Annotated in this window: 19 protein-coding genes; 6 read left to right on the top strand and 13 right to left on the bottom strand. The window is 58.7% G+C overall.

Translation table 11 applies throughout. The features are described from left to right. Window positions 1-3 precede the first annotated feature (3 nt). Window positions 4-4,839 carry an NEL-type E3 ubiquitin ligase domain-containing protein gene (locus ACOYXJ_RS17720; RefSeq protein ID WP_460370731.1) on the bottom strand — a complete coding sequence of 1,612 codons (4,836 nt, stop codon included), beginning with the start codon at window positions 4,837-4,839 and terminating at the stop codon, window positions 4-6. Window positions 4,840-5,089: 250 nt separating this feature from the next. On the opposite strand from ACOYXJ_RS17720, the gene ACOYXJ_RS17715 reads away from it, so the two are divergent. The 5 genes from ACOYXJ_RS17715 (at window position 5,090) to ACOYXJ_RS17695 (ending at window position 11,806) form a co-directional block, all read left to right on the top strand. Next, window positions 5,090-6,430, top strand: coding sequence for a dermonecrotic toxin domain-containing protein (locus tag ACOYXJ_RS17715; protein WP_460370729.1), 1,341 nt, complete (start codon window positions 5,090-5,092; stop codon window positions 6,428-6,430). Window positions 6,431-6,539: 109 nt separating this feature from the next. After that, window positions 6,540-8,312 (top strand): N-acetylglutaminylglutamine amidotransferase, encoded by a 1,773-nt coding sequence (locus ACOYXJ_RS17710; protein ID WP_460370727.1) that lies wholly within the window; start codon window positions 6,540-6,542, stop codon window positions 8,310-8,312. Between the two features lie 3 nt (window positions 8,313-8,315). Beyond that, window positions 8,316-10,061, top strand: coding sequence for an N-acetylglutaminylglutamine synthetase (gene ngg / locus ACOYXJ_RS17705; protein ID WP_150706509.1), 1,746 nt, complete (start codon window positions 8,316-8,318; stop codon window positions 10,059-10,061). A gap of 141 nt (window positions 10,062-10,202) precedes the next feature. Continuing rightward, window positions 10,203-11,393 (top strand): osmoprotectant NAGGN system M42 family peptidase, encoded by a 1,191-nt coding sequence (locus ACOYXJ_RS17700; RefSeq protein ID WP_016985987.1) that lies wholly within the window; start codon window positions 10,203-10,205, stop codon window positions 11,391-11,393. A gap of 185 nt (window positions 11,394-11,578) precedes the next feature. Next, complete coding sequence (locus ACOYXJ_RS17695) at window positions 11,579-11,806, top strand: YheU family protein (protein WP_003192759.1); 228 nt, start codon at window positions 11,579-11,581, stop codon at window positions 11,804-11,806. A gap of 5 nt (window positions 11,807-11,811) precedes the next feature. Here the strand turns inward: ACOYXJ_RS17695 and csrA are convergent, their stop codons facing one another. From csrA to ACOYXJ_RS17680, 3 genes are all read right to left on the bottom strand, one after another. Then, window positions 11,812-11,997, bottom strand: coding sequence for a carbon storage regulator CsrA (gene csrA, locus ACOYXJ_RS17690; protein WP_095120541.1), 186 nt, complete (start codon window positions 11,995-11,997; stop codon window positions 11,812-11,814). 133 nt (window positions 11,998-12,130) lie between these two features. After that, window positions 12,131-12,463, bottom strand: coding sequence for a YnfA family protein (locus ACOYXJ_RS17685; RefSeq protein ID WP_008088571.1), 333 nt, complete (start codon window positions 12,461-12,463; stop codon window positions 12,131-12,133). Window positions 12,464-12,526: 63 nt separating this feature from the next. Then, the gene (locus tag ACOYXJ_RS17680; RefSeq protein WP_095120542.1) at window positions 12,527-13,342 is read right to left on the bottom strand and encodes an SDR family oxidoreductase; all 816 of its coding nucleotides are present in this window, start codon (window positions 13,340-13,342) and stop codon (window positions 12,527-12,529) included. A gap of 323 nt (window positions 13,343-13,665) precedes the next feature. On the opposite strand from ACOYXJ_RS17680, the gene ACOYXJ_RS17675 reads away from it, so the two are divergent. Continuing rightward, the gene (locus ACOYXJ_RS17675; RefSeq protein ID WP_169432680.1) at window positions 13,666-13,824 is read left to right on the top strand and encodes a DUF3309 family protein; all 159 of its coding nucleotides are present in this window, start codon (window positions 13,666-13,668) and stop codon (window positions 13,822-13,824) included. 75 nt (window positions 13,825-13,899) lie between these two features. On the opposite strand, the gene ACOYXJ_RS17670 is transcribed toward ACOYXJ_RS17675, so the two are convergent. The 9 genes from ACOYXJ_RS17670 to ACOYXJ_RS17630 form a co-directional block, all read right to left on the bottom strand. Further along, on the bottom strand, window positions 13,900-15,993 hold the full coding sequence (locus tag ACOYXJ_RS17670; RefSeq protein ID WP_102899998.1) for an LTA synthase family protein: 2,094 nt from the start codon (window positions 15,991-15,993) through the stop codon (window positions 13,900-13,902). Between the two features lie 299 nt (window positions 15,994-16,292). Then, window positions 16,293-16,898, bottom strand: a complete 606-nt coding sequence (locus ACOYXJ_RS17665) for an START domain-containing protein (RefSeq protein WP_038364418.1) — start codon at window positions 16,896-16,898, stop codon at window positions 16,293-16,295. A 41-nt stretch (window positions 16,899-16,939) separates the two neighbouring features. Next, window positions 16,940-17,194, bottom strand: coding sequence for a YkgJ family cysteine cluster protein (locus ACOYXJ_RS17660; protein ID WP_007908349.1), 255 nt, complete (start codon window positions 17,192-17,194; stop codon window positions 16,940-16,942). A gap of 166 nt (window positions 17,195-17,360) precedes the next feature. Next, a complete protein-coding gene (locus ACOYXJ_RS17655; RefSeq protein ID WP_150793061.1) occupies window positions 17,361-17,831 on the bottom strand; it encodes a translation initiation factor 2 in 471 nt (156 codons plus the stop codon). A gap of 78 nt (window positions 17,832-17,909) precedes the next feature. Continuing rightward, window positions 17,910-19,349 (bottom strand): aminotransferase-like domain-containing protein, encoded by a 1,440-nt coding sequence (locus tag ACOYXJ_RS17650; protein ID WP_016985994.1) that lies wholly within the window; start codon window positions 19,347-19,349, stop codon window positions 17,910-17,912. Between the two features lie 202 nt (window positions 19,350-19,551). Continuing rightward, window positions 19,552-20,364, bottom strand: a complete 813-nt coding sequence (locus ACOYXJ_RS17645) for an OmpA family protein (protein ID WP_095120547.1) — start codon at window positions 20,362-20,364, stop codon at window positions 19,552-19,554. Beyond that, window positions 20,361-20,717: a DUF4398 domain-containing protein gene (locus ACOYXJ_RS17640; protein ID WP_038364424.1), complete on the bottom strand. Its 357-nt coding sequence runs from the start codon at window positions 20,715-20,717 to the stop codon at window positions 20,361-20,363. Before ACOYXJ_RS17640 ends, ACOYXJ_RS17645 begins: the two co-directional genes overlap by 4 nt. Window positions 20,718-20,726: 9 nt before the next feature. Beyond that, window positions 20,727-21,548 (bottom strand): substrate-binding periplasmic protein, encoded by an 822-nt coding sequence (locus tag ACOYXJ_RS17635; protein ID WP_460370721.1) that lies wholly within the window; start codon window positions 21,546-21,548, stop codon window positions 20,727-20,729. Between the two features lie 80 nt (window positions 21,549-21,628). After that, window positions 21,629-22,558 (bottom strand): electron transfer flavoprotein subunit alpha/FixB family protein, encoded by a 930-nt coding sequence (locus tag ACOYXJ_RS17630; RefSeq protein WP_007908340.1) that lies wholly within the window; start codon window positions 22,556-22,558, stop codon window positions 21,629-21,631. Window positions 22,559-22,560 lie beyond the last annotated feature (2 nt).

The following is a 22,560-nucleotide window of genomic DNA, read 5'->3' as shown; positions in this document are numbered from 1 at the left end:
ACCTTACGCATCGGGCATCGCACAGATGCCCAGATCCATCAGGCGTATCGCGTCCCCGGTCAGGCGCTCGAGCACCGCTTCCTCTGCCTGCTCCCGTTCGAGTCCGATTGCCTCGACCTGGCTGCGAAAATCGGCCGAGGTCAGGTTCTGCGCTTGTTCGTATGCTGCATTCATCCGATCCGGGAAGATTTCATTGATGCTGGCGAATTGGCGGGGGAACGTGCGCTTGAGGTAATCGCACCAGAACGGTTGACGCAGCATGAATCTCAGCCATTCGGATGACAGCTCAGCGGTGTCGACCATGTTCCTTGCCCGCTCCAGATCCGCCTGGCTCACTTTGGCCAGGACCGAAAATCGCATGTTGCGCGGTTGCCCCGGCAGGTCAAGCTGATCGGCAAGACCGATACGAAAAGCGAGGTTGACTTCCAGTGGATCGACGGTCGGGTTCTTGCCCACATGGTCTTGAGCGATCTGGTTCAGCTTGTCCAGCCTGAACAGGCCGCGACCGAGCTGGAGCAAAGGTCTGGCCGTGATAATGCGGCCACCCGCAAGGTTGGTCAGCTTGTCGACTTCCACCGCGACCTCGAGATGGCTGAAGTTGAGCGCCGCCGAATCTGTACAGTTTATCGGGTTGGCCGCCTGGTTCAGCACTTGCTCGCACAAGACCGCATCGGACTCGGCGGCCTCGAGCACTGCCCACACCCGTCGGTGCATGTCGTGACTGACCTTCTCCGAATCCGCCGTGTTGCCGAGTTCGGACAACAACTGGAACAAACCCTCAGCCTTGGGCTCATCCTTGAAGGCGGTCCAGATGCGATTACGCCGCCCCCACTCCGCGCCGGCGCCTTCCTTGAACCACAGCGCACGCGCCTTCTGTTCGTCGAGACGGGCGATATCATTTTCCAGATAGCCCATACCGATGCCGACGTTGTTTCGATAATCGGCCAGGTGCGTGCTGCTTGCCAGCGACAAGGGATTACCTCGCAAGTTGACGGCGCGGCTGAAACCTCTGGAGGTCTTGAACAACCAGTCCGGCAAATCCCTGATGTTGTTATCACGCAGATCCACCCAGTCCAGAACGGGCAATCGCGCCAGGCCCTTGGGCAATTCGGTAGCCTGTGTCTCGCGCAGGGACAGCGTGCACAGATCCAGCATCTTGCTCACGTCCAGGGTTGCCCCCAACGGATTACCGTTCAGATTCAAGAGGTGCAGCGTGCGCAAGTTGCCCAACTTCGCCAGCGTGTGTTCGGTCAGCTTGATCTGGTTGCCCGCGAGGCTCAACCGGGACAGATGGGGCAGGTGCGACAATACCTCGGGCAAGCGGGTGAGTTTGTTGCTGTCGAGTTCCAGAGACTCGACTTGCTTGAATGACTTGAGGAAATAAACAAGATCGTCATCCTGGTCCATGTTCTTCAGCGACAAATGCTTTAAATGGTCGAAGTTCAGCCCTGAAGGCAAAGTCGGCAATTTTCCCACACGCATCCCGTCAAGATTCAGCGCGTAGACGGATTTTCCACTTGCATCGTTCACCGTGAAAAGTCGTCGGAACCCATCCTGTATCTGCTCAGCCGTCGACTTGCGACTTTGCCGTACTTCTCGCACATCGCCACCGAGCGCCTCCATCGCGACTCGATCCTCACTCCAGGCGTCCAGTACGTCGCGCAGTTGCTCGCGTTCACGGCGCAACGCTTTTACCCGGATCGCGCGGGTCAGCGCGTCGGTGCCCAACCCATCGATAAATTCGCTGGCCTGGGCCTCGGAAAAGCGCGGATAGAGTTTTCTCACCTTGCGCAGTAGCGCCCGCGGATGAGCGGTCGCGGTCGATGCATGATCGGCTTGAATACACGCGACTTCGGCGGCCGGCGCCGCAAATTTGCCATCGGTCAAGAGACGGGCACTGGCCTCACGATCATCCAGCGCAACCTGCAGCAGTTGTTTGCGCAGCCGCGCACTGTCAGCGCTGACCGGATCGGGAAAACCGGCAGCGTTACGCTGGCGCGGCGGGAGTGCCTTGAGGATGGCGGCATAGAGGTCGTCGGGACCTGCGGCCACGCGACCGAGGGGTTTACCGTCGCCGGCGAACACTTCATAACCGCCACCGGACTTGACCAGCGTGCACGTGTTCAACGGCGTCGCCGACTCACTGCCGATGGCCTCCAGCACTGGCCCGGTCAGGGTCTTGTCACGCAGCGCAAGACGCAGTCCAGCGTCCCAGCCACTCAATCCCTGTAGTAACCCGATAGTCAGTTTTTCGCTGTCGGCATTGGCGACCTGCGGCATGTGCAGCCCGCTCAGCGCACGATCAAGACGCACCTGGGCAGTGGCGTTGCGGACTTTCTGTGCGAGGCGCAAAGGCACCCGCCCGGTCGAACGCAAATGGATGCGCTCGACACTCGGCGCCTGATCGATCAAACGCTGGGCATAGCGCGCAGGGATGTCTGCAAAGACGCTGCGCAACTTCTTCACCTCGTCAGTATCGCTCTGGTCATAACGTTGATACATCCGCTCGAAAACCGAACGACGATCCGCTTTCAAAGCCGCACCCAGACTTCTCGCCAGCGCCTGCCTTTCGCTGCCGGCATTGGGCCTGGTCCCCAGCAACGTATCGACTTCTTCCTGATAGAGGCCATCGATCACCGTTTGAAGTAATTGACCGCTATCCAACTGGTCCTGGCTGACAACCACACTGAGGGTGTCATCGGCAATGCGGGTGGCCGGATACCTGGCCGTGACGTTGGCGTCGTCATCGATGACCTCAATATAACGATCAGTCGGCCAGCCCGGCAGTTTCGGCAAACCGTGCAGTTGTTCCTGCAACGGCTGGCCAGAATGCGTTTCACCTTTTTCCAGCTCGCGGATAAGTTTGCGCAGCTGGCGTCCGATGCGCAGCCGCTCCACGCTGTCGCGCAGGCGCACCGGCAGCGCCAGATTGTCGCTAAAGGCGCGGTACAACTCATCGTGGGTGACACCACTCAGTCGGCGCACAATGTCGATATCGCTGTCGACGAATTCACTCAGATGCGGGTCCATGCGCTTGAGGGTATAGGCCGCGCTGTTCCACTGTGCTGGGTCTTCAGCGGCAAATCGCCAGCCGCCCTCGACATGTCGCTCAAGCTCGGGGACATAGGCTTGCAAGCGCTGGGGATGGGCCAGGCGCCAGCGATGGGTCTGCGTATCGATGGTTCCGGAAACGATTCGATGATCGACGCGGCCGACGATGTTGCCGCTGATCTCGTATAACTCTTCGGAGTCAGCGGCGACCGTAAACCCCACAGGCAGCCGATGCTCATAGCTCGCAAGATCAGGCTTCCACAGCCGCGGTTTGCCAAGCGCATTGGTGACAGCAATGAACTGTCCGAAAAACTCCGGATGACCACGGACCAGTTTGCGGCCAAGCGTCCCCACCACCTTCTGTCCGGCGCCAAAAGCCGCCATCAAGGCAATATTTTCCGCCACGCTCAACAGGTGTGAAAACGCCTGCTGGTGGTCGCCGCGACGCCAGTCCTCGACACCCTCGTATACCTCCGCCAACAGTTGTCCGACCGCGACGCCCATCATCAATTGCCCCACGACCGGCACAAAAAACCCGGCCACCGAGGCAATCGTCACACCCATCTGAAGGAAATCGAGCAGGCGCTTCTGCCGCACGTCCTCATCGATGTCAGCCGTCGGCACCGCGAGTTTGCGGGCGTCGAGTTGCAGTTTGCCGACGTGGCTCTGCACCATGAATTCGAACAGTGGCACGGTGATCGGCAACTGCCTGATGTGCCCCAGATCCGCCGTATCGGCGAAGGTCTTGAAGAAGTCCGCCTTGTCATCTTCGTCGATGTTGTTGGCGAAATAGTCCTTGTAGCTTTTCACCTTCAATTGCTGCGTGAGGTACTGCTTGAACGCGGTAAAGCTCGGGTATTCGAACAAGGGCCTTTCGGGCTCGTTGGCCATGTACACCAGGCACCATTGATCCGGGTACAACTCGAACGAGCGAGCAGAAAACACCACCACGCCCCAGATACAACTGTCGAGTATCTCGACGCCTTGCATGATCAACGGGCGTTGCTGGTATTGCAGGGTTTTCGCTGACACCACGCCATCAGCGGCAATCAGGCTTTGGATCGTCTGCACGCCTGCCGGTGTGATGTGTTGTCTGAGCCCGGCCAGATGCATGTCCAGTTGCAGCAGGTGTTTTTTCATCGTCGCGATGTCGCGGGTCATCGCGCTGGACGCTACGACCTCGCCGGCACTGTCCTTGAGGCCGAACACTGCCTGGAAATGTTCCTGATAGCGCTTTCCCAGATCCAGTTCGCGACAGAATCTGGCAAACGACGCCGGGGTCAACCCAGGCACGCCTGACGGCCTACTGGCCACGCGCACCAGGCTGCCGACGGGATAGTCTTCAGCTTCCTCGTCCTCACTGAAGTTCTGCATCGCCGCTTGCAATAACGTCTGGGTGGCATGCGGAACCGTTTCAATCGCCTCGCCATCGGTGGAAGTCGGCGGGCAACCGCAATCGGGGCCCGGCAGACTCAACAGGTCTTTCTCGACGTCGAATACCGCTGACCACTTGCTGCTCAGCGCACGGGTCAACTCGGTTTTGCAGAACGTGTTCAAAGGCGTGAGCCGCAGCAGGTCCTTGTCGACCTGCAGTTGAGAGACGTGCAAGTCTCGCGCGGTTTGATCGAGCGCAACCAGGGTGGCGGCCGGACTCTTGAGGAGCATGTCAGGCAGGCTCTTTTGCAATGCCTCGGCGCTGTCCAGATCGCCGGTGGCTTCGAGCAAGGCGCTGAGAATCCCGTTCTGAGTCAGCGCCGGCGGTACGGATTTTTTCTGTGTAGTGATCATCGGCAATAGTCCTTTATTGCAGGTTTGAGGTTTAACCGTACCAATACAAAGTCAAATAAAACACTTTTAACTGATATTTTTCGCCAGTATCAAAACCGGCATATTTCGCCGTTGACAGTGCGGTATCCATTTATATCCAGCATTCAAAATACTGCTAAACCCGACCGGCAAACCATTGAATAATGGCGTTATTCCTGAGCAACACTTGCGCCTACTATGGAAGTTCAATTCAAGGAACGAGTTTGCTGCCATGCCCCCATCAACAACGGATACACCGGTCAAAATCAAACACCTGCACACTGCAAAAACAATTGAACATTACCTGTCGGAAAAACTGGCAAATGCAGATAAAAGGAAAATCACCGAGTATCGAGAAACCCTTGAACAGGCACATCCCTACCAGGTTTTTTTCGACAACTTGTTAGCCCCGCTTAAAACCCCAGACGACTTCTGCAGGCAACGACTTCAGGAGGCATTGCAAAATAAATACAACAGTCAGCTCAATCCCCAGGACTTGATCAGGCTCCAGCCCCGGCATTCCGTGAGCAAGGCGATGCCTCTCTACACCTTGCTCGACGCTGCAATGTTGAACTTCACCGACATCGAAACAGCAGCGCATTATTTTTCCGACGATAGCGAGACACTCACTGACGCTCAAGACATACCAACCGAGGGCTCCACGAACACCAGGATTGGCGCCCGCCAATTCGCTGCATTGAGCCGTATGCTTGATCTTGGAGTGCAGTATCAAAACTACATATCGCGAACTTTCAACGTGTCTTCAGTCAAATTGAACGGTCTGCGCCTGGCAAAACTCAACATGAAGTTGGCGGCCTATGGCAAATACTTCAGCAATGACATCCATCAATCCCTGTGGTTCATGCTGAAAAATCTGAGCCGCGGATCGGCAGATATTGCCAATGGGGATAATTTTAACAATGCACCCCTCCAGTTGTATTCGGTACAACTGTTTGGCAAGTATCTTGTAGACGCGGTTTTAATTACCTGTCGCCTGACAGATCAATCAACCCAGGATCGCTACCTGATATATGTACCTAATGATACGGGCCCCGGCTTTTACCTCAACCCTGACGAAGACAACTGCAGAATCACCCTGGCGGTCGAGCTGCTCGGGCAATCCTCATTGCGCAAAGTGTTCGCCTCCCGACTGCCCAAAACAGATCAGAACGGGTTTCTGACAAGTAACTTGTCTTCCATCTCGTTTATTGACGACATTACGTTTCACCCGTTAAAACAGCGGTTGTTCGAATACATCGCCAGTCGGCATCTGGATACATTTCTCGCCGATGCCAGGCAGTGCGCCGTTCCCGTAGCGGACATCAGCAGATCAAACCATCAGCAGCGGCGAGAGCCCCCTGAACTTCAGCAACGCCGGATGCTATGCGAAACACTGACTGACGACTTCAGCAGGCGTCTGCGCACCTGCGCAACGGATGCGCTTATAAGCGAAGTGTTTACCGGCGTAGAAGGCTGGACGTCCGCTGAAAAGTTGCATGCGATCCATCAACTGTTGGATCTCAAGGAAAAGTCATCCTTGGCCGGTGATGGTGAGCCAACGGCAGCCTTATAACTTATCGTTCTAAAACTCCATTTCCCGAGGCGGGTCAGTTTCTGAGTACCCGCCATTTTGGCGAGGTAGCGTTTGACCCCTCCCCAACGGAAAAACCGGTAAGGACTTTATGTGCGGATTAGCTGGCGAGTTACGTTTTGATCAACAACCTGCAGACCTTGCAGCGATCGAGAGAATCACCCATCACCTGGCCCCTCGCGGCCCCGACGCGTGGGGCTTCCATGCCCAAGGGCCGATTGCCCTCGGGCATCGTCGCCTGAAAATCATGGACCTGTCGGATGGCTCGGCGCAGCCGATGATCGACAGCCAACTCGGCCTGTCGCTGGCCTTCAACGGCGCGATCTACAACTTCCCGGAGCTGCGTGCCGAACTCGAAGCGCTGGGTTACGCCTTCTATTCCGGTGGCGACACCGAGGTGCTGCTCAAGGGCTACCACGCCTGGGGCGAAGCGCTGCTGCCGAAACTCAACGGCATGTTCGCGTTTGCCATTTGGGAACGCGACGCGCAACGTCTGTTCATCGCCCGCGACCGTCTCGGCGTGAAGCCGTTGTACCTGTCGCGCACCGGCCAACGCCTGCGCTTTGCTTCGGCATTGCCAGCACTGCTCAAGGGCGGTGACATCAACCCGATCCTTGATCCGGTGGCGCTCAATCATTACCTGAATTTCCATGCCGTGGTCCCGGCGCCGCGCACCTTGTTGGCCGGCATCGAAAAACTGCCACCGGCGACCTGGATGCGCGTTGAAGCCGATGGCCGCACCGAGCAGAAAACCTGGTGGACCCTGCCCTACGGCCCACATGAAGACGAGAAAAACCTGACGCTGGAAGACTGGGTCGACCGCGTTCTCGACAGCACCCGCGAAGCGGTGGCGATTCGTCAACGTGCGGCGGTGGATGTCGGTGTGCTGCTCTCCGGCGGTGTCGATTCGAGCATGCTCGTCGGCCTGTTGCGTGAAGTCGGTGTGGAAAACCTGTCGACCTTTTCCATCGGTTTCCAGGATGCCGGCGGTGAGCGCGGTGACGAATTCCAGTACTCCGATCTGATCGCCAAACACTACGGCACTCAGCACCACCAATTGCGCATCGACGAGAAAGAGATCATCGAACAACTGCCCGCCGCATTCCGTGCGATGAGCGAGCCGATGGTCAGCCACGACTGCATCGCTTTCTATCTGCTGTCCCGTGAAGTGGCCAAGCACTGCAAAGTGGTGCAGAGCGGCCAGGGCGCTGATGAGCTGTTCGCCGGTTATCACTGGTACCCGCAAGTCGACGGTGCGGCCGATCCTTATGCGGCCTATCGCAACGCGTTTTTCGACCGCAGCTACGACGACTACGCCGCCACCGTGCAGCCGAAATGGCTGACTGCGCATGACGCTGCCGGCGACTTCGTCAAAGAACATTTCGCCCAGCCCGGCGCTGATGCTGCCGTCGACAAAGCTCTGCGTCTGGACAGCACGGTGATGCTGGTCGACGACCCGGTCAAACGCGTCGACAACATGACCATGGCCTGGGGTCTGGAGGCGCGTACGCCGTTTCTCGACTATCGACTGGTTGAGCTCTCGGCGCGTGTGCCAGGCCAATTCAAGCTGCCCGATGGCGGCAAACAAGTGCTCAAAGAAGCCGCGCGCCGGGTCATCCCGAGTGAAGTGATCGACCGCAAAAAAGGCTACTTCCCGGTGCCCGGCCTCAAGCACTTGCAGGGCGATACGCTGAACTGGGTGCGCGAGTTGCTGCTCGATCCGAGTCAGGATCGCGGCCTGTTCAACCCGGCCATGCTCGACAAATTGCTGACCGATCCGCAAGGCCAACTGACGCCGTTGCGCGGTTCGAAGCTGTGGCAACTGGCAGCTCTGAATCTGTGGCTCAGTGAACAAGGAATCTGATCGATGAAACCCCACGCCACGGCCATCAACCAACGGCTGCTACGCGGTCAGACACCGTCCTATGAACGCTTGCAGGCTCGTCTGGCCGAAGACGGCAGCACGCTGGCCGCCGACCCGATTGCGCTGCATTGCGGCTGGGGCCGCTTGCTGATCGGCCACACGTTTCCCGACCCGGCATCGCTCGCGCAGGAACTGCTCAAAGAGCAGCCCGGCGAGCGCGACATCGCCTTGTACGTCGCCGCGCCGCAGCAGATTCTCGGCCTGGAGCCGACGCAACTGTTTCTCGACCCGTCCGACACCTTGCGCCTGTGGTTCAGCGATTACCGACAGGCGACCCGAGTGTTTCGCGGCTTCCGTATTCGCCGCGCGCAAAGCGAAGCGGATTGGCAGGCGATCAATCAGTTGTACCAGGCGCGCGGCATGTTGCCGATCGATGCCACGCGACTGACACCGCATCATCAGGGCGGCCCGGTGTACTGGCTGGCCGAGGATGAAGACAGCGGCGCGGTGATCGGCAGCGTCATGGGCCTCAACCATCAAAAAGCCTTCAACGACCCGGAAAACGGCAGCAGCCTGTGGTGCCTGGCGGTTGATCCGCAATGCTCGCGCCCGGGTGTCGGTGAAGTGCTGGTGCGGCACCTGATCGAGCACTTCATGAGTCGTGGCCTGAGCTATCTCGACCTGTCGGTGTTGCACGATAACCGTCAGGCGAAAAACCTCTACGCCAAACTCGGTTTCCGCAACCTGTCGACCTTTGCCATCAAGCGCAAGAACGGCATCAATCAGCCGCTGTTTCTCGGCCCGGGGCCGGAGGCGCAGTTCAATCCGTATGCGCGGATCATCGTAGAAGAAGCCCATCGGCGCGGCATCGACGTGCAGGTGGACGACGCCGATGCCGGGCTGTTCACCCTCAGTCATGGCGGGCGCCGCGTGCGTTGCCGCGAATCGTTGAGCGACCTGACCAGCGCAATCAGCATGAGCCTGTGCCAGGACAAAAGTCTGACCCATAAAGTGCTGAAAGGCGCCGGATTGAACCTGCCGTCGCAGCAACTGGCGGGCAATGCCGACGACAATCTGGCCTTCCTCGACGAGCATCAACGGGTGGTGGTCAAGCCGCTCGACGGTGAACAGGGCCAAGGCGTGGCCGTGGATTTGCAAAGCATCGAAGAGGTGCAGCAAGCCATCGAAACCGCGAAGCAATTTGATAGCCGCGTGCTGCTCGAAAGTTTCCACGAAGGTCTCGATCTGCGGATTCTGGTGATTGGCTTTGAAGTGGTGGCAGCGGCGATTCGCAAGCCTGCCGAAGTGGTTGGCGATGGTCAGCATTCGATCGGCGCATTGATCGAGGCGCAGAGTCGGCGGCGGCAAGCGGCCACCAGCGGTGAGAGCAAGATCCCGCTGGACCACGAGACCCAGCGCACCTTGCATGCCGCGGGTTATGACTACAGCAGCATTCTGCCGGCCGGTGAACATTTGTTTGTGCGCCGTACGGCGAATCTGCACACCGGCGGCACGCTGGAAGATGTCACGGCGATTCTGCATCCGACGTTGGTCGATGCCGCGGTAAGGGCGGCGCGGGCGCTGGATATTCCAATGGTCGGCCTCGACTTGATGGTGCCGGCGGCGGATCAGCCGGAGTACGTGTTTATCGAGGCCAACGAACGCGCCGGGTTGGCCAATCATGAACCGCAGCCGACGGCGGAGCGGTTTGTCGACTTGTTGTTTCCGCACAGTCAGCCGGCGATTTAACCCTTTCCTGATCGTTCCCACGCTCTGCGTGGGAACGCCTCACCGGACGCTCTGCGTCCACTCTTGGGACGCAGAGCGTCCCCAGCTGCATTCCCACGCAGAGCGTGGGAACGATCAGTGCTCAACCCATCAGGAGTTTCCATGACCACGCAAATCCCCGAACCGGATCTCAACTACCTGCAAAAAGTCCTGCTGGAGATGCTCGCCATTCCCAGCCCCACCGGTTTTACCGACACCATCGTGCGCTACGTCGCCGAGCGTCTGGAAGAACTCGGCATCCCCTTCGAAATGACCCGGCGCGGGACCATCCGCGCCACGCTCAAAGGCAAAAAGAACAGCCCCGACCGCGCCGTTTCCGCGCACCTGGATACCATCGGCGCCGCCGTTCGTGCGATCAAAGACAACGGTCGCCTGACCCTCGCCCCGGTCGGCTGCTGGTCGAGCCGTTTTGCCGAGGGCAGCCGCGTCAGCCTGTTTACCGACAACGGCGTGATTCGCGGCAGTGTCTTGCCGCTGATGGCCTCCGGGCACGCGTTCAACACTGCCGTCGATGAAATGCCGATCAGTTGGGACCACGTCGAACTGCGCCTGGATGCCTATTGCGCGACCAAGGCCGATTGCGATTCCCTGGGTATCAGCATCGGCGACGTGGTCGCGTTCGATCCGCTGCCGGAGTTCACCGAAAGCGGCCACATCAGCGCCCGTCACCTCGATGACAAAGCCGGGGTTGCCGCGCTGCTCGCGGCACTCAAAGCCATCGTCGACAGTGGTCAGGAACTGATGATCGACTGCCACCCGCTGTTCACCATCACCGAGGAAACCGGCAGCGGCGCGGCGGCGGCATTGCCTTGGGACGTCAGTGAATTTGTCGGCATCGACATCGCGCCGGTCGCACCGGGGCAGCATTCCAGCGAACACGCGGTGAGTGTGGCGATGCAGGATTCCGGGGGCCCTTACGACTATCACTTGTCGCGACATTTGCTGCGTCTGGCCGGTGAAAACGAACTGCCGGTGCGCCGTGACCTGTTCCGCTATTACTTCAGCGATGCGCATTCAGCGGTGACGGCGGGCCACGATATCCGCACGGCCCTGCTGGCTTTTGGTTGTGATGCGACCCATGGTTATGAGCGTACGCACATCGACAGCCTGGCGGCGCTCAGTCGCTTGCTGGGGGCTTACATCTTGAGTCCGCCGGTATTTGCCAGTGATGCAGCGCCGGCGAATGCCTCGCTCGATCGCTTCAGTCATCAGATTGAACATGACACGCAGATGGAGAGCGATACGCGGGTGCCGTCGGTAGACAGTCTGGTGGGGCAGCGTAACGATAGTTAGATCTTTGTTGGCAGAACCATCGCCTTCGCGAGCAGGTCGAATCGTCGCACCGTCGCTCCCACATTTGGAATGCGTTCCCCTGTAGGAGTGAGCCTGCTCGCGATGGCGTCAGTACAGGCAACACAAAACTGGCAGCCAACCCGCAATCGCCGTAGCATCCCGCCATTGATTCAGCCGAGGTGCCCATGCTCATTCCCTACGACGCTCTTGAAGTCGACACCCTCACCCGCCTCATCGAAGATTTCGTCACCCGCGACGGCACTGACAATGGCGATGACACGCCGCTGGAAACTCGCGTGCTGCGCGTGCGTCAGGCACTGACCAAAGGCCAGGCGCTGATCGTCTTCGACCCGGAAAGCGAGCAGTGCCAGTTGATGCTCAAGCACGATGTGCCCAAGCATCTGTTCGACTGAACGTCTCAGCGGAGCTTTTCGGTGGCCTGCTTGCGCTTGATCCGGTCATAGACCTCGGCGCGGTGCACGTTGACCTTCTGTGGCGCCTCGACGCCAAAACGCACGCTGGAACCGTTCACTGACAGAACGCGCAAGGTGATGTCGTCACCGATTGAAATCAACTCACCAACGACACGGCTGAGTACAAGCATGAGATTCGTCCTTCAGGGTTAGCGAACCCTGAAGATGCGCGGCTTGCCGTGGCTCTACAATGCGCGCCGAGCAAATCAGTTTTACCTTACACCCCTTCTCGCTTGGAGCTGTCAGACGATTCCCACAAAACCATCAGGCCGCAGAAAACCGCGGCCCGAACAGAATCACGCTGGCGCCGATCACGCACAACGCCACACCGATCCAGTCCGAACCCAATGGGCGAACGCGCTCGACTACCATCAGCCAGCCAATCGACGCAACGATGTAGATCCCGCCATATGCGGCATAGGCACGCCCGGCGTAGTTGGCTTCGACACGGGTCAGTAACAAGGCAAACAGGGTCAGACTGAGCAGCGCAGGAATCACCCACAACGCACTTTTGCCCTGACGCAGCCACATGAAGAAGGCGAAACAACCGGCGATTTCAAACAGCGCCGCGAGGAAGAACCATAAGTAATTGAGCATTGATGCGTCTCGACAGGGTGACCATTGCGGCCACCCTAACGACGCCGCCGACAACGGGCAAGGTCAGCCGTTGTTCTGTTTGGCTTTCGCGCGCATTTTTTCCGCCATGGAAGTCATTTCGTTGTAGAGCAGTTGTGGGTTCTTCTGCTTGATTGCCCAGGCCATGCGACCTTGTTCGTGGGGCAGGATCATGAATTCGCCGGCCGCTACTTGCTGATAGATGTAGTCGGCGATATCCGCCGCGGTGATCGGCGAACTTTCCAGCAACTTGCCGACCTGCGCTTTCATCGCCGGCGTCGGGCCACGGAAAGAGTCGAGCAGATTGGTCTGGAAGAATGACGGACAAACCACATGCACGCCGACTTCCTGTTGTGCCAGTTCAATCAACAGACTTTCCGAAAGCGCCACCACGCCAGCCTTGGCCACGTTGTAATTACTCATCGCCGGGCCTTGCATCAGTGCGGCCATGGAGGCGATGTTGATGATTTTGCCTTTGCTTTGCTCAAGTAGCGGCAGAAACGCTTTGCAGCCCTTGACCACGCCCATCAGGTTGATCGCGATCTGCCAGTCCCAGTCTTCCAGCGACAGCTCGCTGAAGAAACCGCCCGACGCAACACCGGCGTTGTTGACGATGATGTCGATGCCACCCAGCTTCTCTTCGCAGGCTTGGGCGAATGCGGTGAGCTGGCTGTAATCACGCACATCGCAGCGCTGAGTGAAACCGTCACCGCCCGCCTCGCGGACCATTTTCAGGGTTTCCTGCAGGCCGGGTTCGCTGACATCGGACAAGGCCAGTTGCCAGCCTTCACGCGCCCAGCGCAGCGCGATTTCGCGACCCAGGCCCGAGCCCGCACCAGTGATCATCATGCGATTTTGCATAGCACACAGCCTTGTTGTTCCGGGGAAGATGCGCCGAGTGTAGCGAAGGATCGGCGCGCGCCCACGCTCCATCAAGTTGCTGAATGCAAGATCAAAAGATCGCAGCCTTCGGCAGCTCCTACTTGGATTCGTGTAGGAGCTGTCGAGTGAAACGAGGCTGCGATCTTTTCGCTGCAAAGGAAATAATCGAGCAATCCAAATACATTAAAAAAACATTGAATTTTCTTTCACGCGCACCGGTCGGAATTTGTAAGCCGTCTGGAATTACTTATTCTCCAGTCGCCCTTGAATACCAAGACTTCTCGAACACTATCAACAAGGAAATCGACATGGGCACAATTCTAATCATTATCCTGATCCTGTTGCTGATCGGTGGTCTGCCGGTCTTCCCGCACTCCAGAAGTTGGGGTTACGGTCCATCGGGCATTATCGGCGTGGTGTTGGTGGTGCTGTTGGTCCTGCTGTTACTCGGTCGGATATAACGATTCAAGCGCAAAAAAAAGAGGCCCTGTTCAGGGCCTCTTTTTTATTGCGCGGATTTTATTGTCGGCAAGCGATCAATCCGGCTTGCCGTGAATGACGCCAGCGGTGTTATCCATCAGGCTTTTGGTCGCCGTTTGCAGGAACGCTTCCAGCTTGAGTTTCAACTCGGCGGTGCGCGGTGCATTCGGAACGACTTCGGCGTGCGGGTTGGCACCCAACTGGTACTGCCACATCTTCGGCCCCATGTCTTTGTCTCTCGGCAACACCAGAATCTGGTCGGCCGTAACGATAGCGGTGGTCTGCTCACTGCCCGACGGTTTGATCACACCGAAACCGGTGTCGCCTTCCGGCAGGTTGAGCAAGTCACGGCCCCAGCACTGATGGCGCACTTCGCCGCCCAGACGGCCCATGATGGTCGGCACGATGTCGATCTGCGTGCCGACAGTGTGGTCACGGGTACCGAACTTCTCCTGAATGCCCGGCGCAATCATCAGCATCGGCACGTTGAAGCGGCCCAGGTCCATTTCGGTAATCTGGCGCTCGTTGCCAAAACCGTGGTCACCGACGATGACGAACAGGGTTTCCTTGAAGTACGGCTCTTTGCGCGCCTTCTCGAAGAACTGACCCAGCGCCCAGTCGGAGTAGCGCATGGCGGTCAGGTGCTCGTTGAGCGAGCCACGATCGGTTACGCGCTCGACCGGCAACGGCGTCGGCAAGGCGTATGGCGTGTGGTTGGACAGGGTTTGCAGCAGCGCATAGAACGGCTTGCCGTTTTCGCGTGCTTTCAGCTCCTGCAGACCACGGTCGAACATGTCCTGGTCGGACACGCCCCAGGTCGGATCGGAGAACACCGGGTTGACGAAGTCGTTACGGCCAACGAAGTTGGTCATGCCCTGGTTGCTGAAGAAGCCCGACTGGTTGTCCCAGGCGAAGTCGCCGTTGTAGACGTACACGTCGTCGTAGTCACGGGCGCTGAGCACCTGCGGCAGGCCGGACAGCTTGTGGCTGCCTTCCGGGGTCTGCATCAGGTATTCGAAACCTGGCAGGTTGGGGAAGCAGGCCATGGTCGCGAACATGCCCTGGTGGGTGTGCGTCCCGTTGGAGAAGAAGCGGTCGAACAGCAGGCCTTCCTTCGACAGTTTGTCCAGGTATGGCGTGATGTTGCCTGGCGCGCCCAATGCACCGACCGAGTGACCGGCCATGCTTTCCATCAGGATCACCACGACGTTCTTGATCGGCAGGGTCTTGTCGGCCGGCGGCGTGTAATCACGGCGCACGGCGGCAATATCGGCATCGACCAGTTTGTCGTCAGGCATCAGCAGCATGTCGCGCACGACTTTCTGCGCCTGCTCTTGCGGCAACGTGGCTTTCCAGATGTTGTCGCGATCCTCGCCCATGCGCGACTTGGCGGCCTCGATCAGCGACAGCGTGGCGTTGAGGCCGAGCTGGTTGGCGAAGTTGGAATCAGTGGTGTAGACGTCACCCCAACGCATTGGCGGGCCCTGACGCAGAGTGCCGCGAGCGGCGACCACGCAGATCAGCAGGCAGACCACGAATACAGCCAGGCGGGTGTACCACGGCGCGACCTGACGGCTGCTGACGCTGCCGCCGCTGAAAGGCCCGCGCGGACGGGTGGCACGGTCGGCGCCTTTGAACGCCAGCGTCAGGATGACGGTGCCAATGGCCCACGCCAGCAAGTAGCGCACCACCGGGAAACCGTACCAGAGCATGCTCATCACGGTCTTCGGGTCTTCTTTCACGTACTGGAACACCAGACCATTGAGGCGCTGGTGGAACTCACGGTAGAAGTCCATCTCCATCAGGCCGAGGAACAGCGCAATGCTCGACGCGACCGTCAGCCACAGACGGAAGAAGCCGCGCGCAGCCATGGCGCGGGCACTGAACAGCGCCAGCACCAGCGGAATGCACAGGTAAACCACCAGGCGCAGGTCGAAACGCAGGCCGTTGGCGAAGGCTTCGAGGAAGGTCGAAGCCGGGGTGTCGAGGATCATCTCGCGGTTGTAGACCAGCAGCGCGAGGCGCAGCACGGAAAACATCACCATCATGACCAGTGCACACAGCAGCGTGTAGGCCAGATGCGATTTGACGGTCGGTTGCAGCAGGCGAGCAGAAGATCGCTGCTGATTCAGGGCGTCCGGGTTTGCCATGTCGTTTTAGGACCCATTGGAAGTTGAAGTTGCAAAAATACAGCGGCGCCATGCCCTCTATTGGTCATTCCCGACCCCGGGGCTTGCGCAGTGCGCAAATGTTGCACGATCACCCGCACCATTGCCATTGATTACTGCCCCGCCGCCAGAGACTTTCATTTACAACAGCGGGCAAACAGCGCGGGCGGATTGTCGGGAACACTTTGTGAAAATTTCGTGCAACGCATATCTGGAAACACAATATAGATACAAAACAAAACGCCCCGAATCGATCGGGGCGTTTGCCTGTACACGCGACTTTACTTCTCGGCGCGTTCTTTCAGAGCTTTCAAGGTATTGAACGGCGCATCAACAACGAACTTGTTGGCAACCATCGCCGGCACGCTGCCACCTGGTTCGGTGTGCACCTGATAAGTGACTTCAACCTGGTCGCCCTTCGGTACGAACTTCCAGAAGCCTTTGACCTGCTGCACGCGGACAAAGCCTTTTTCTTCAGGAACGTACGTCGGCAGACCTTTGAGGTTGCGGGTCAGACTGCCGTCGGCGCCTTCGACGGTGGTGACTTCGATCACCGAGTCACGCGGAGTTACCGGCCAAGGCGTATTGAACTGGCTATAGGTCCAGCTCTTGTCGCCTTCGTGCTTGAGCAGTTTCTGGGTCTTGCACTCGTGAATCCAGGCGCAGGCGCCGGAGACGTCTTCCTGCAGTGCGCGCAGTTTGGCAACGGTGGTTTTCATCAGCGCAACGCCCTGGTAGGACTTGTAGTCCGAACCCGGCACTTCACTAAGGGAAACCTTGATGCCGTCCTCGTTCTTGGCGACTTTCCAGTCTTCAGCCTGAGCGACGGACGTGGCCAGCACAGCGGTCAAACCACACAACACAGCGATACGATGCAGCGAACCCATAGTCTTATTCCTTATTGTTGAAGTTCCGTTCGTTTGACACATCACGCCGCCGTCATCTGCTCCCACCAGCCTATCAACCTGATCGCTTCTTCCGAACTGCTACCACAGACTTCGACATCCGCCGCGAAGCCGGAACAGACTGCCGGGCGCTCCGGACGGCCGAAAATGCTGCAGAGGTTTTCGACCGAGAGCTGCACGCAACGTTCGCCGGCAGGTTTGCCATCAGGCATGCCGGGAATCGGCGAACTGATGGAAGGGGCAATGCAGCAAGCGCCACAGCCTTCACGGCATTTCATGACGAACGTTTCCTCGCGACGGGCGATGTGTAAAAAGGACGGGGAACAGAGTAACCGCTAAAACGGCTGTTTTAAATTCCCTGAACCGGGGTTTCTGCCGATTACTGAACATGACTGACCAGTCTCCGACAAAGCGTCTGGTCTGCGGGTCACAGATGACCTGAATTTACTGCTTGAATTCGAAATCCAGCGCCGCACCTTCGACTTCGCGACGCTCTTCATTGCGCAGTTGCAACTGCATTTCGTTGCTGAGCAAGCGGCCGTTGAGCTGGAATCCGTTGTTTTTCTCGCCAAACATCTGCGGCAGGATCGGCTCGCGCTTGGGCATTTCAACCGTGCCCTGGGGCTTCAATTCCTCGACCATGTCCTTGGGCAGGCTCAAATCGAGTTTGGCCGACGGCAACCTGGTTTTTACCACTTCACTGGCGGGTTTCGATTTCGAGGCGACTGGCTTGCGCTTCTTGATGACTTTTTGTTGAGGTTTCTTCGCGGGAGCTGCCTTCTGCGCAGCCGTGGCTTTTTTAGCGGGACTCGTCGCAGCCGGTTTTTCCTGAACTGCAGCGGCCACGACGCCAGGCGCATGACCGATCATCAGCAAACCCAGCAACACCCAAGCAGCAGGAAAAATCGCTTTCATGAACCCAACGACGCTAACGGCAGAGGGCCATATGCTCGCTTGTTGAACGCCACAAGACAAGCATCACCCACCGCTCGTTCAGAATCCGCCAGCGGTTTCCTGACACAGTTGCGTCGCCAGCAACCCAAGGGTCATCAACGCCCGCTCCGCCTCGCGGTTCCACGGAATCCCGCAGTTCAGGCGGATACAGTGGTTGAACTGCTCGGTATTACTGAAGATCAGCCCCGGCGCGATGCTGATGCCCTGCTGCAACGCACGCACATGCAATTCTTGTGTATTGACCCTGCCCGGCAGACTCACCCAAAGGATGAAACCGCCCGTGGGCCGGGTCATTTGCGTGCCTTCGGGGAAGTACTGCTGCACTGCTAACTGGAAGGCGCTGAGGTTTTTCCGGTATTCCTGGCGGATGTACCGTAAATGCCGGTCATAACCACCGTTTTCCAGATAAGCGGCAATCGCCATCTGCGTCACGCTGCACGCCGAATGGGTGCTGAAAGTCTGCAAGCGCTGGATTTCCTGCTGGTACTTGCCAGCGATCATCCAGCCGATGCGTACGCCGGGTGACAAGGTTTTGGAGAAGCTCGAACAGTAGATCACCCGATCCAACCGGTCATAGGCCTTGAGCGCTTTGGTTTTGCCTTGCTCGAACATCAGTTCGCCATAGATATCGTCTTCGACGATCTGGATATCGAAGTCCGAGGCCAGGCGCAGCAACTGTTTCTGCCGTTCTTCGGGCATGGTGCCGCCCAGCGGATTGCTCAGCCGCGTGGTCAGCACCAGCGCTTTGATCGACCATTGGTTGGCCGCCAGTTGCAGGGCTTCGAGGCTCATGCCGGTGGCGGGATCGCTGGGGATCTCGATGACTTTCAGGCCGAGCAGGTCAGCCAGTTGCAGCAGACCGTAATACGTCGGCGACTCAGCGGCGATCAGATCGCCCGGCCGGGTCAGCACACGCAACGACATCTGCAGGGCATCGACGCAACCGTGGGTGATCACCACTTCCGACGGATCGACCACCACACCAGCATCGCGCATACGGATCGCTACCTGGCGGCGCAGCGGTTCAAAACCGGGGCTGAACATGTAGCTGAAGGCGCGCGGGCTATGGAAGCGGGTGACCTTGGCCAGTTGCTGATGCAGTGCGCGCACCGGCAAGTAATCGACACTTGGCACCGCAGCGCCCAACGGGAACACACCTTCACGACGAGATTCGACCAGCACCTGTTGAATGATGCTGCTGCGAGTGACCAGCCCCGGCCGCTCGACCCGGGCAATGTCCGGCGTCGGCGCAGTCAGCGCGGGGGTCTGATGCACGTAATAACCGGACTGCGGGCGCGCCCGAATCAAGCCCTGATCTTCGAGATTGGCGTAGGCCTGCAACACCGTTGCATGGCTGACGTTGAGCTGCGAACTCATCTTGCGCACCGAAGGCACGCGCTCCCCCGGTTGATAGACACCACGGCGGATGTCTTCGGCCAGTTGCTGAGCAATACGTTGGTAGAGCAAGAGATTGGTCATGACGCAGCACTCGATTTCACGGGCATTTTATTCTTGTGTGAAACAATACCGGAACAGTTTAGAAGTGTACTGGGACAGTTGCCACATTACTCGACCATACAGTGCGGTGTCTGCCCCTGACTGTACTGATTTGTGGGCCATTCGACAGACGTAAAAAAGCCCGGCACTGCATGACAGCCCGGGCTTTCCAGAGACGCAACCCTTAACGGGCGGCGCCGAGCTGGCCTTTTTCGTCGGAGAAGACGATTTCAACCCGACGGTTCTGTGCCCGCCCGCGCTCGGAAGCGTTGGCGTCCACCGGATACTCGTCGCCGTAGCCTTCGACCTGAATGCGTTTGTCGTCGATGCCCAGGTCCATCAGCACGTCCGCCACCGATTGTGCGCGGTCACGGGACAGTTTGAGGTTTTCCTGTTTGCCGCCGGTGCTGTCGGTGTAGCCCTCGATGCGCACCACGCGTTTCGGGTTCAGTTGCAGGAACTGCACAATCTTCAGCACGACGCGGTTGGCCGAGTTTTTCAGCTCCGCTTCACCGGTGTCGAACAACACATCGCCGAGGGTCATAACCAGACCGCGATCAGTCTGCGTGGTGGCCAGTGCGACGATCTGCTCTTCGAGCCATTTGCCCTGCTGCTGCACGCTCAACAGTTTCGATTCACGCAGGGCCAGTTGCAGGCGCTGACGTTCCAGTTCGAGCTTGGCCGCGCGCTCTTCGTTGAGCACCTGATTGGTGTGCTCGCGGGCGATTTCACTGTAGCGCTGGCTCAGGTAGGCGTAATGCACCACGTCTGATCCGCTGCCCCAGTAGGTCGACAGGCGATCGGCACGGGCCAGCGACTCACCGGCGCGGATCACGTCTTTCGGCGCGATGCGCAGCACGTTGGAGTCTTCCTTGACCTTCTGGAAGTCAGCGCTGGCTTCTTGCAGCGCGGATTCGCTGTGTTGACCGGCGCAGCCGTACAGGCTGGCACAACCGGCGAGAATCAAACCGCCGAGAACTTTCGACTTGAAGCTCATTGGGCATCTCCCAGTTGCTTGCGCAGTCGGACGATGCGGGTATTGAGCACATTCACCTGCTCTTCACTTTTTTGCGTCAGCACTTTGGCTTCGGCCAGACGTGCATCCAGTTCCGCCTGCTCGGAACGCATGCGCGCATTCCGGTAGGACTCGTCAGCCATGTTGCCTTTGGCGCGGTTGTATTTGGTTTCGGCCAGTTTCATTTCCGGCACTTCGTCGGCAGTAGCGCCAACAGCCTTGGCCTGGGTGATGGCTTGCTCGGTCAGGCGCATTTGTTCGATGGGTGCCGGATCGGTCGCGCAACCGGCCAGAGCCAGAACGGCCACAGCCGCGAAAAGAGGTCGAATACTCACTAAGAATCCCTACTGTTTTGGGGCACTGACAGGTGGTTGCGGCTGTTGCTGCTGCGCCTTCCAGCGCTCGATATTGCGTTGCAGCGCGGTTTCCGTCAGTCCGGACGCGGGCAATTCTGTCATCTTTTTGGCCAACTGTCCGCGCAACCACGGATCGTTGCACGCCGAGTTATGGGAAACCGCGAGAAACAGCCCCGGGCGGTCGATGGGTTGCTCGAACGCCAGCAGGTCATTGGCCATGCCCAATGCCTGCGCGGCGGCCATGCCTGAGTAACGGCCGGCGAGTACATATTCCACTTCACCGAGGAGCAGTTTCTGAAAGGCTTGAGTGAGGTTGGCTGTCCGGGTCAGGGTCAGATTCTGCTCGGCGAAAGTGCCGAATGCCTGGGTGATTCGAGACTTTTCCGACAACGCGCCGGCGTGGCCATGCAGGTCTTTGGCTTCGCCGTAGACCAGCGTCGAGCCTTTGCGTGTCCACACCAGATAGTCGTTTTCCAGCAATGGCGGATGGATGTAGTCGAGGTTTTCCAACTCAGTGAAGGTCAGCGGCGCATCGGCCAGCATGTCCATGCGCCCACTGCGCACTTCGTCGAGGGCTTGCGAGCGTTTGCCGGCGTAGAGCAACTCGACCTTGATGCCGAGATCCTTGGCCACTTGTTGCAACAGGTCGGCGCTGGCGCCGATCAACTGCTTGGGATTCTGCGGGTCCTGCCACAGATACGGCGGTGCATCCGGGCTGCCGGTGACGACGAGGCGCTCGCATTTTCCGGCGGCCATCACCAGCCCCGGCAACAGGGCCAATCCCAACAACCATCCGCAACGCAGATCCATGGCAACACGCTCCCACTCAAATCCAAGACAAAAAAAAGCCCGACCAAAAGGTCGGGCTCTTTATAAGTGAAGCCGCTGGATTAGACCAGCTTCTCCAGCTCAGGGACGGCTTCGAACAGATCCGCCACGAGACCGTAATCGGCCACCTGGAAGATCGGCGCTTCTTCGTCCTTGTTGATCGCAACGATCACTTTGGAGTCTTTCATACCGGCCAGATGCTGGATCGCGCCGGAGATACCGACGGCGATGTACAGCTGCGGCGCAACGATCTTGCCGGTCTGACCGACCTGCATGTCGTTGGGTACGAAACCTGCGTCGACCGCAGCGCGCGAAGCACCGACGGCAGCACCCAGCTTGTCGGCCAGGGCGTACAGGTGTTTGAAGTTGTCGCCATTCTGCATGCCGCGGCCGCCGGAAACGACGATCTTGGCAGCGGTCAGTTCCGGACGATCGGACTTGGCCAGTTCTTCGCCAACGAAGCTCGAAGTGCCCGCGTCGTGTGCAGCGCCGACGGCTTCAACAGCAGCCGAACCACCTTCAGCGGCAACCGGGTCGAAACCGGTGGCACGCACGGTGATCACTTTGATTGCAGCGGTCGACTGTACGGTAGCGATGGCGTTACCGGCGTAGATCGGACGCTTGAAGGTATCAGCGCTTTCGACCGAGATGATCTCGGAGATCTGGTCAACGTCCAGCTGCGCAGCAACGCGCGGCAGGATGTTTTTGCCGTTGGAGGTAGCGGCAGCCAGGATGTGGCTGTAGCCAGCGCCCAGCTCAGCTACCAGCGGAGCAACGTTTTCCGGCAGCTGATGCGCGTAAGCCGCGTTGTCAGCATTCAATACTTTGCTCACGCCAGCGATTTTCGCAGCGGCTTCAGCCACGGCGCCAGCGCCCTGACCTGCAACCAGAACGTGAATGTCGCCGCCGATTTTGGCAGCAGCAGCCACGGTGTTCAGTGTGGCCGGGGCCAGCACTTTGTTGTCGTGTTCAGCGATTACCAAGATAGTCATTT

It is taken from the genome of Pseudomonas sp. Tul2A7, from assembly GCF_054790505.1.
Note: the sequence above shows the minus strand (reverse complement) of the source record. Positions and strands in the feature narration are given on the sequence as shown.

Coding starts and splice junctions, on each gene's coding strand:
- ACOYXJ_RS17630 (WP_007908340.1), bottom strand. CDS start 22,558: ATGACTATCTTGGTAATCGCTGAACACGACAACAAAGTGCTGGCCCCG.
- ACOYXJ_RS17695 (WP_003192759.1), top strand. CDS start 11,579: ATGCTCATTCCCTACGACGCTCTTGAAGTCGACACCCTCACCCGCCTC.
- csrA (WP_095120541.1), bottom strand. CDS start 11,997: ATGCTTGTACTCAGCCGTGTCGTTGGTGAGTTGATTTCAATCGGTGAC.
- ACOYXJ_RS17670 (WP_102899998.1), bottom strand. CDS start 15,993: ATGGCAAACCCGGACGCCCTGAATCAGCAGCGATCTTCTGCTCGCCTG.
- ACOYXJ_RS17680 (WP_095120542.1), bottom strand. CDS start 13,342: ATGCAAAATCGCATGATGATCACTGGTGCGGGCTCGGGCCTGGGTCGC.
- ACOYXJ_RS17655 (WP_150793061.1), bottom strand. CDS start 17,831: ATGAAAGCGATTTTTCCTGCTGCTTGGGTGTTGCTGGGTTTGCTGATG.
- ACOYXJ_RS17710 (WP_460370727.1), top strand. CDS start 6,540: ATGTGCGGATTAGCTGGCGAGTTACGTTTTGATCAACAACCTGCAGAC.
- ACOYXJ_RS17715 (WP_460370729.1), top strand. CDS start 5,090: ATGCCCCCATCAACAACGGATACACCGGTCAAAATCAAACACCTGCAC.
- ACOYXJ_RS17700 (WP_016985987.1), top strand. CDS start 10,203: ATGACCACGCAAATCCCCGAACCGGATCTCAACTACCTGCAAAAAGTC.
- ACOYXJ_RS17635 (WP_460370721.1), bottom strand. CDS start 21,548: ATGGATCTGCGTTGCGGATGGTTGTTGGGATTGGCCCTGTTGCCGGGG.
- ACOYXJ_RS17665 (WP_038364418.1), bottom strand. CDS start 16,898: ATGGGTTCGCTGCATCGTATCGCTGTGTTGTGTGGTTTGACCGCTGTG.
- ACOYXJ_RS17685 (WP_008088571.1), bottom strand. CDS start 12,463: ATGCTCAATTACTTATGGTTCTTCCTCGCGGCGCTGTTTGAAATCGCC.
- ACOYXJ_RS17720 (WP_460370731.1), bottom strand. CDS start 4,839: ATGATCACTACACAGAAAAAATCCGTACCGCCGGCGCTGACTCAGAAC.
- ngg (WP_150706509.1), top strand. CDS start 8,316: ATGAAACCCCACGCCACGGCCATCAACCAACGGCTGCTACGCGGTCAG.
- ACOYXJ_RS17650 (WP_016985994.1), bottom strand. CDS start 19,349: ATGACCAATCTCTTGCTCTACCAACGTATTGCTCAGCAACTGGCCGAA.
- ACOYXJ_RS17660 (WP_007908349.1), bottom strand. CDS start 17,194: ATGAAATGCCGTGAAGGCTGTGGCGCTTGCTGCATTGCCCCTTCCATC.
- ACOYXJ_RS17645 (WP_095120547.1), bottom strand. CDS start 20,364: ATGAGCTTCAAGTCGAAAGTTCTCGGCGGTTTGATTCTCGCCGGTTGT.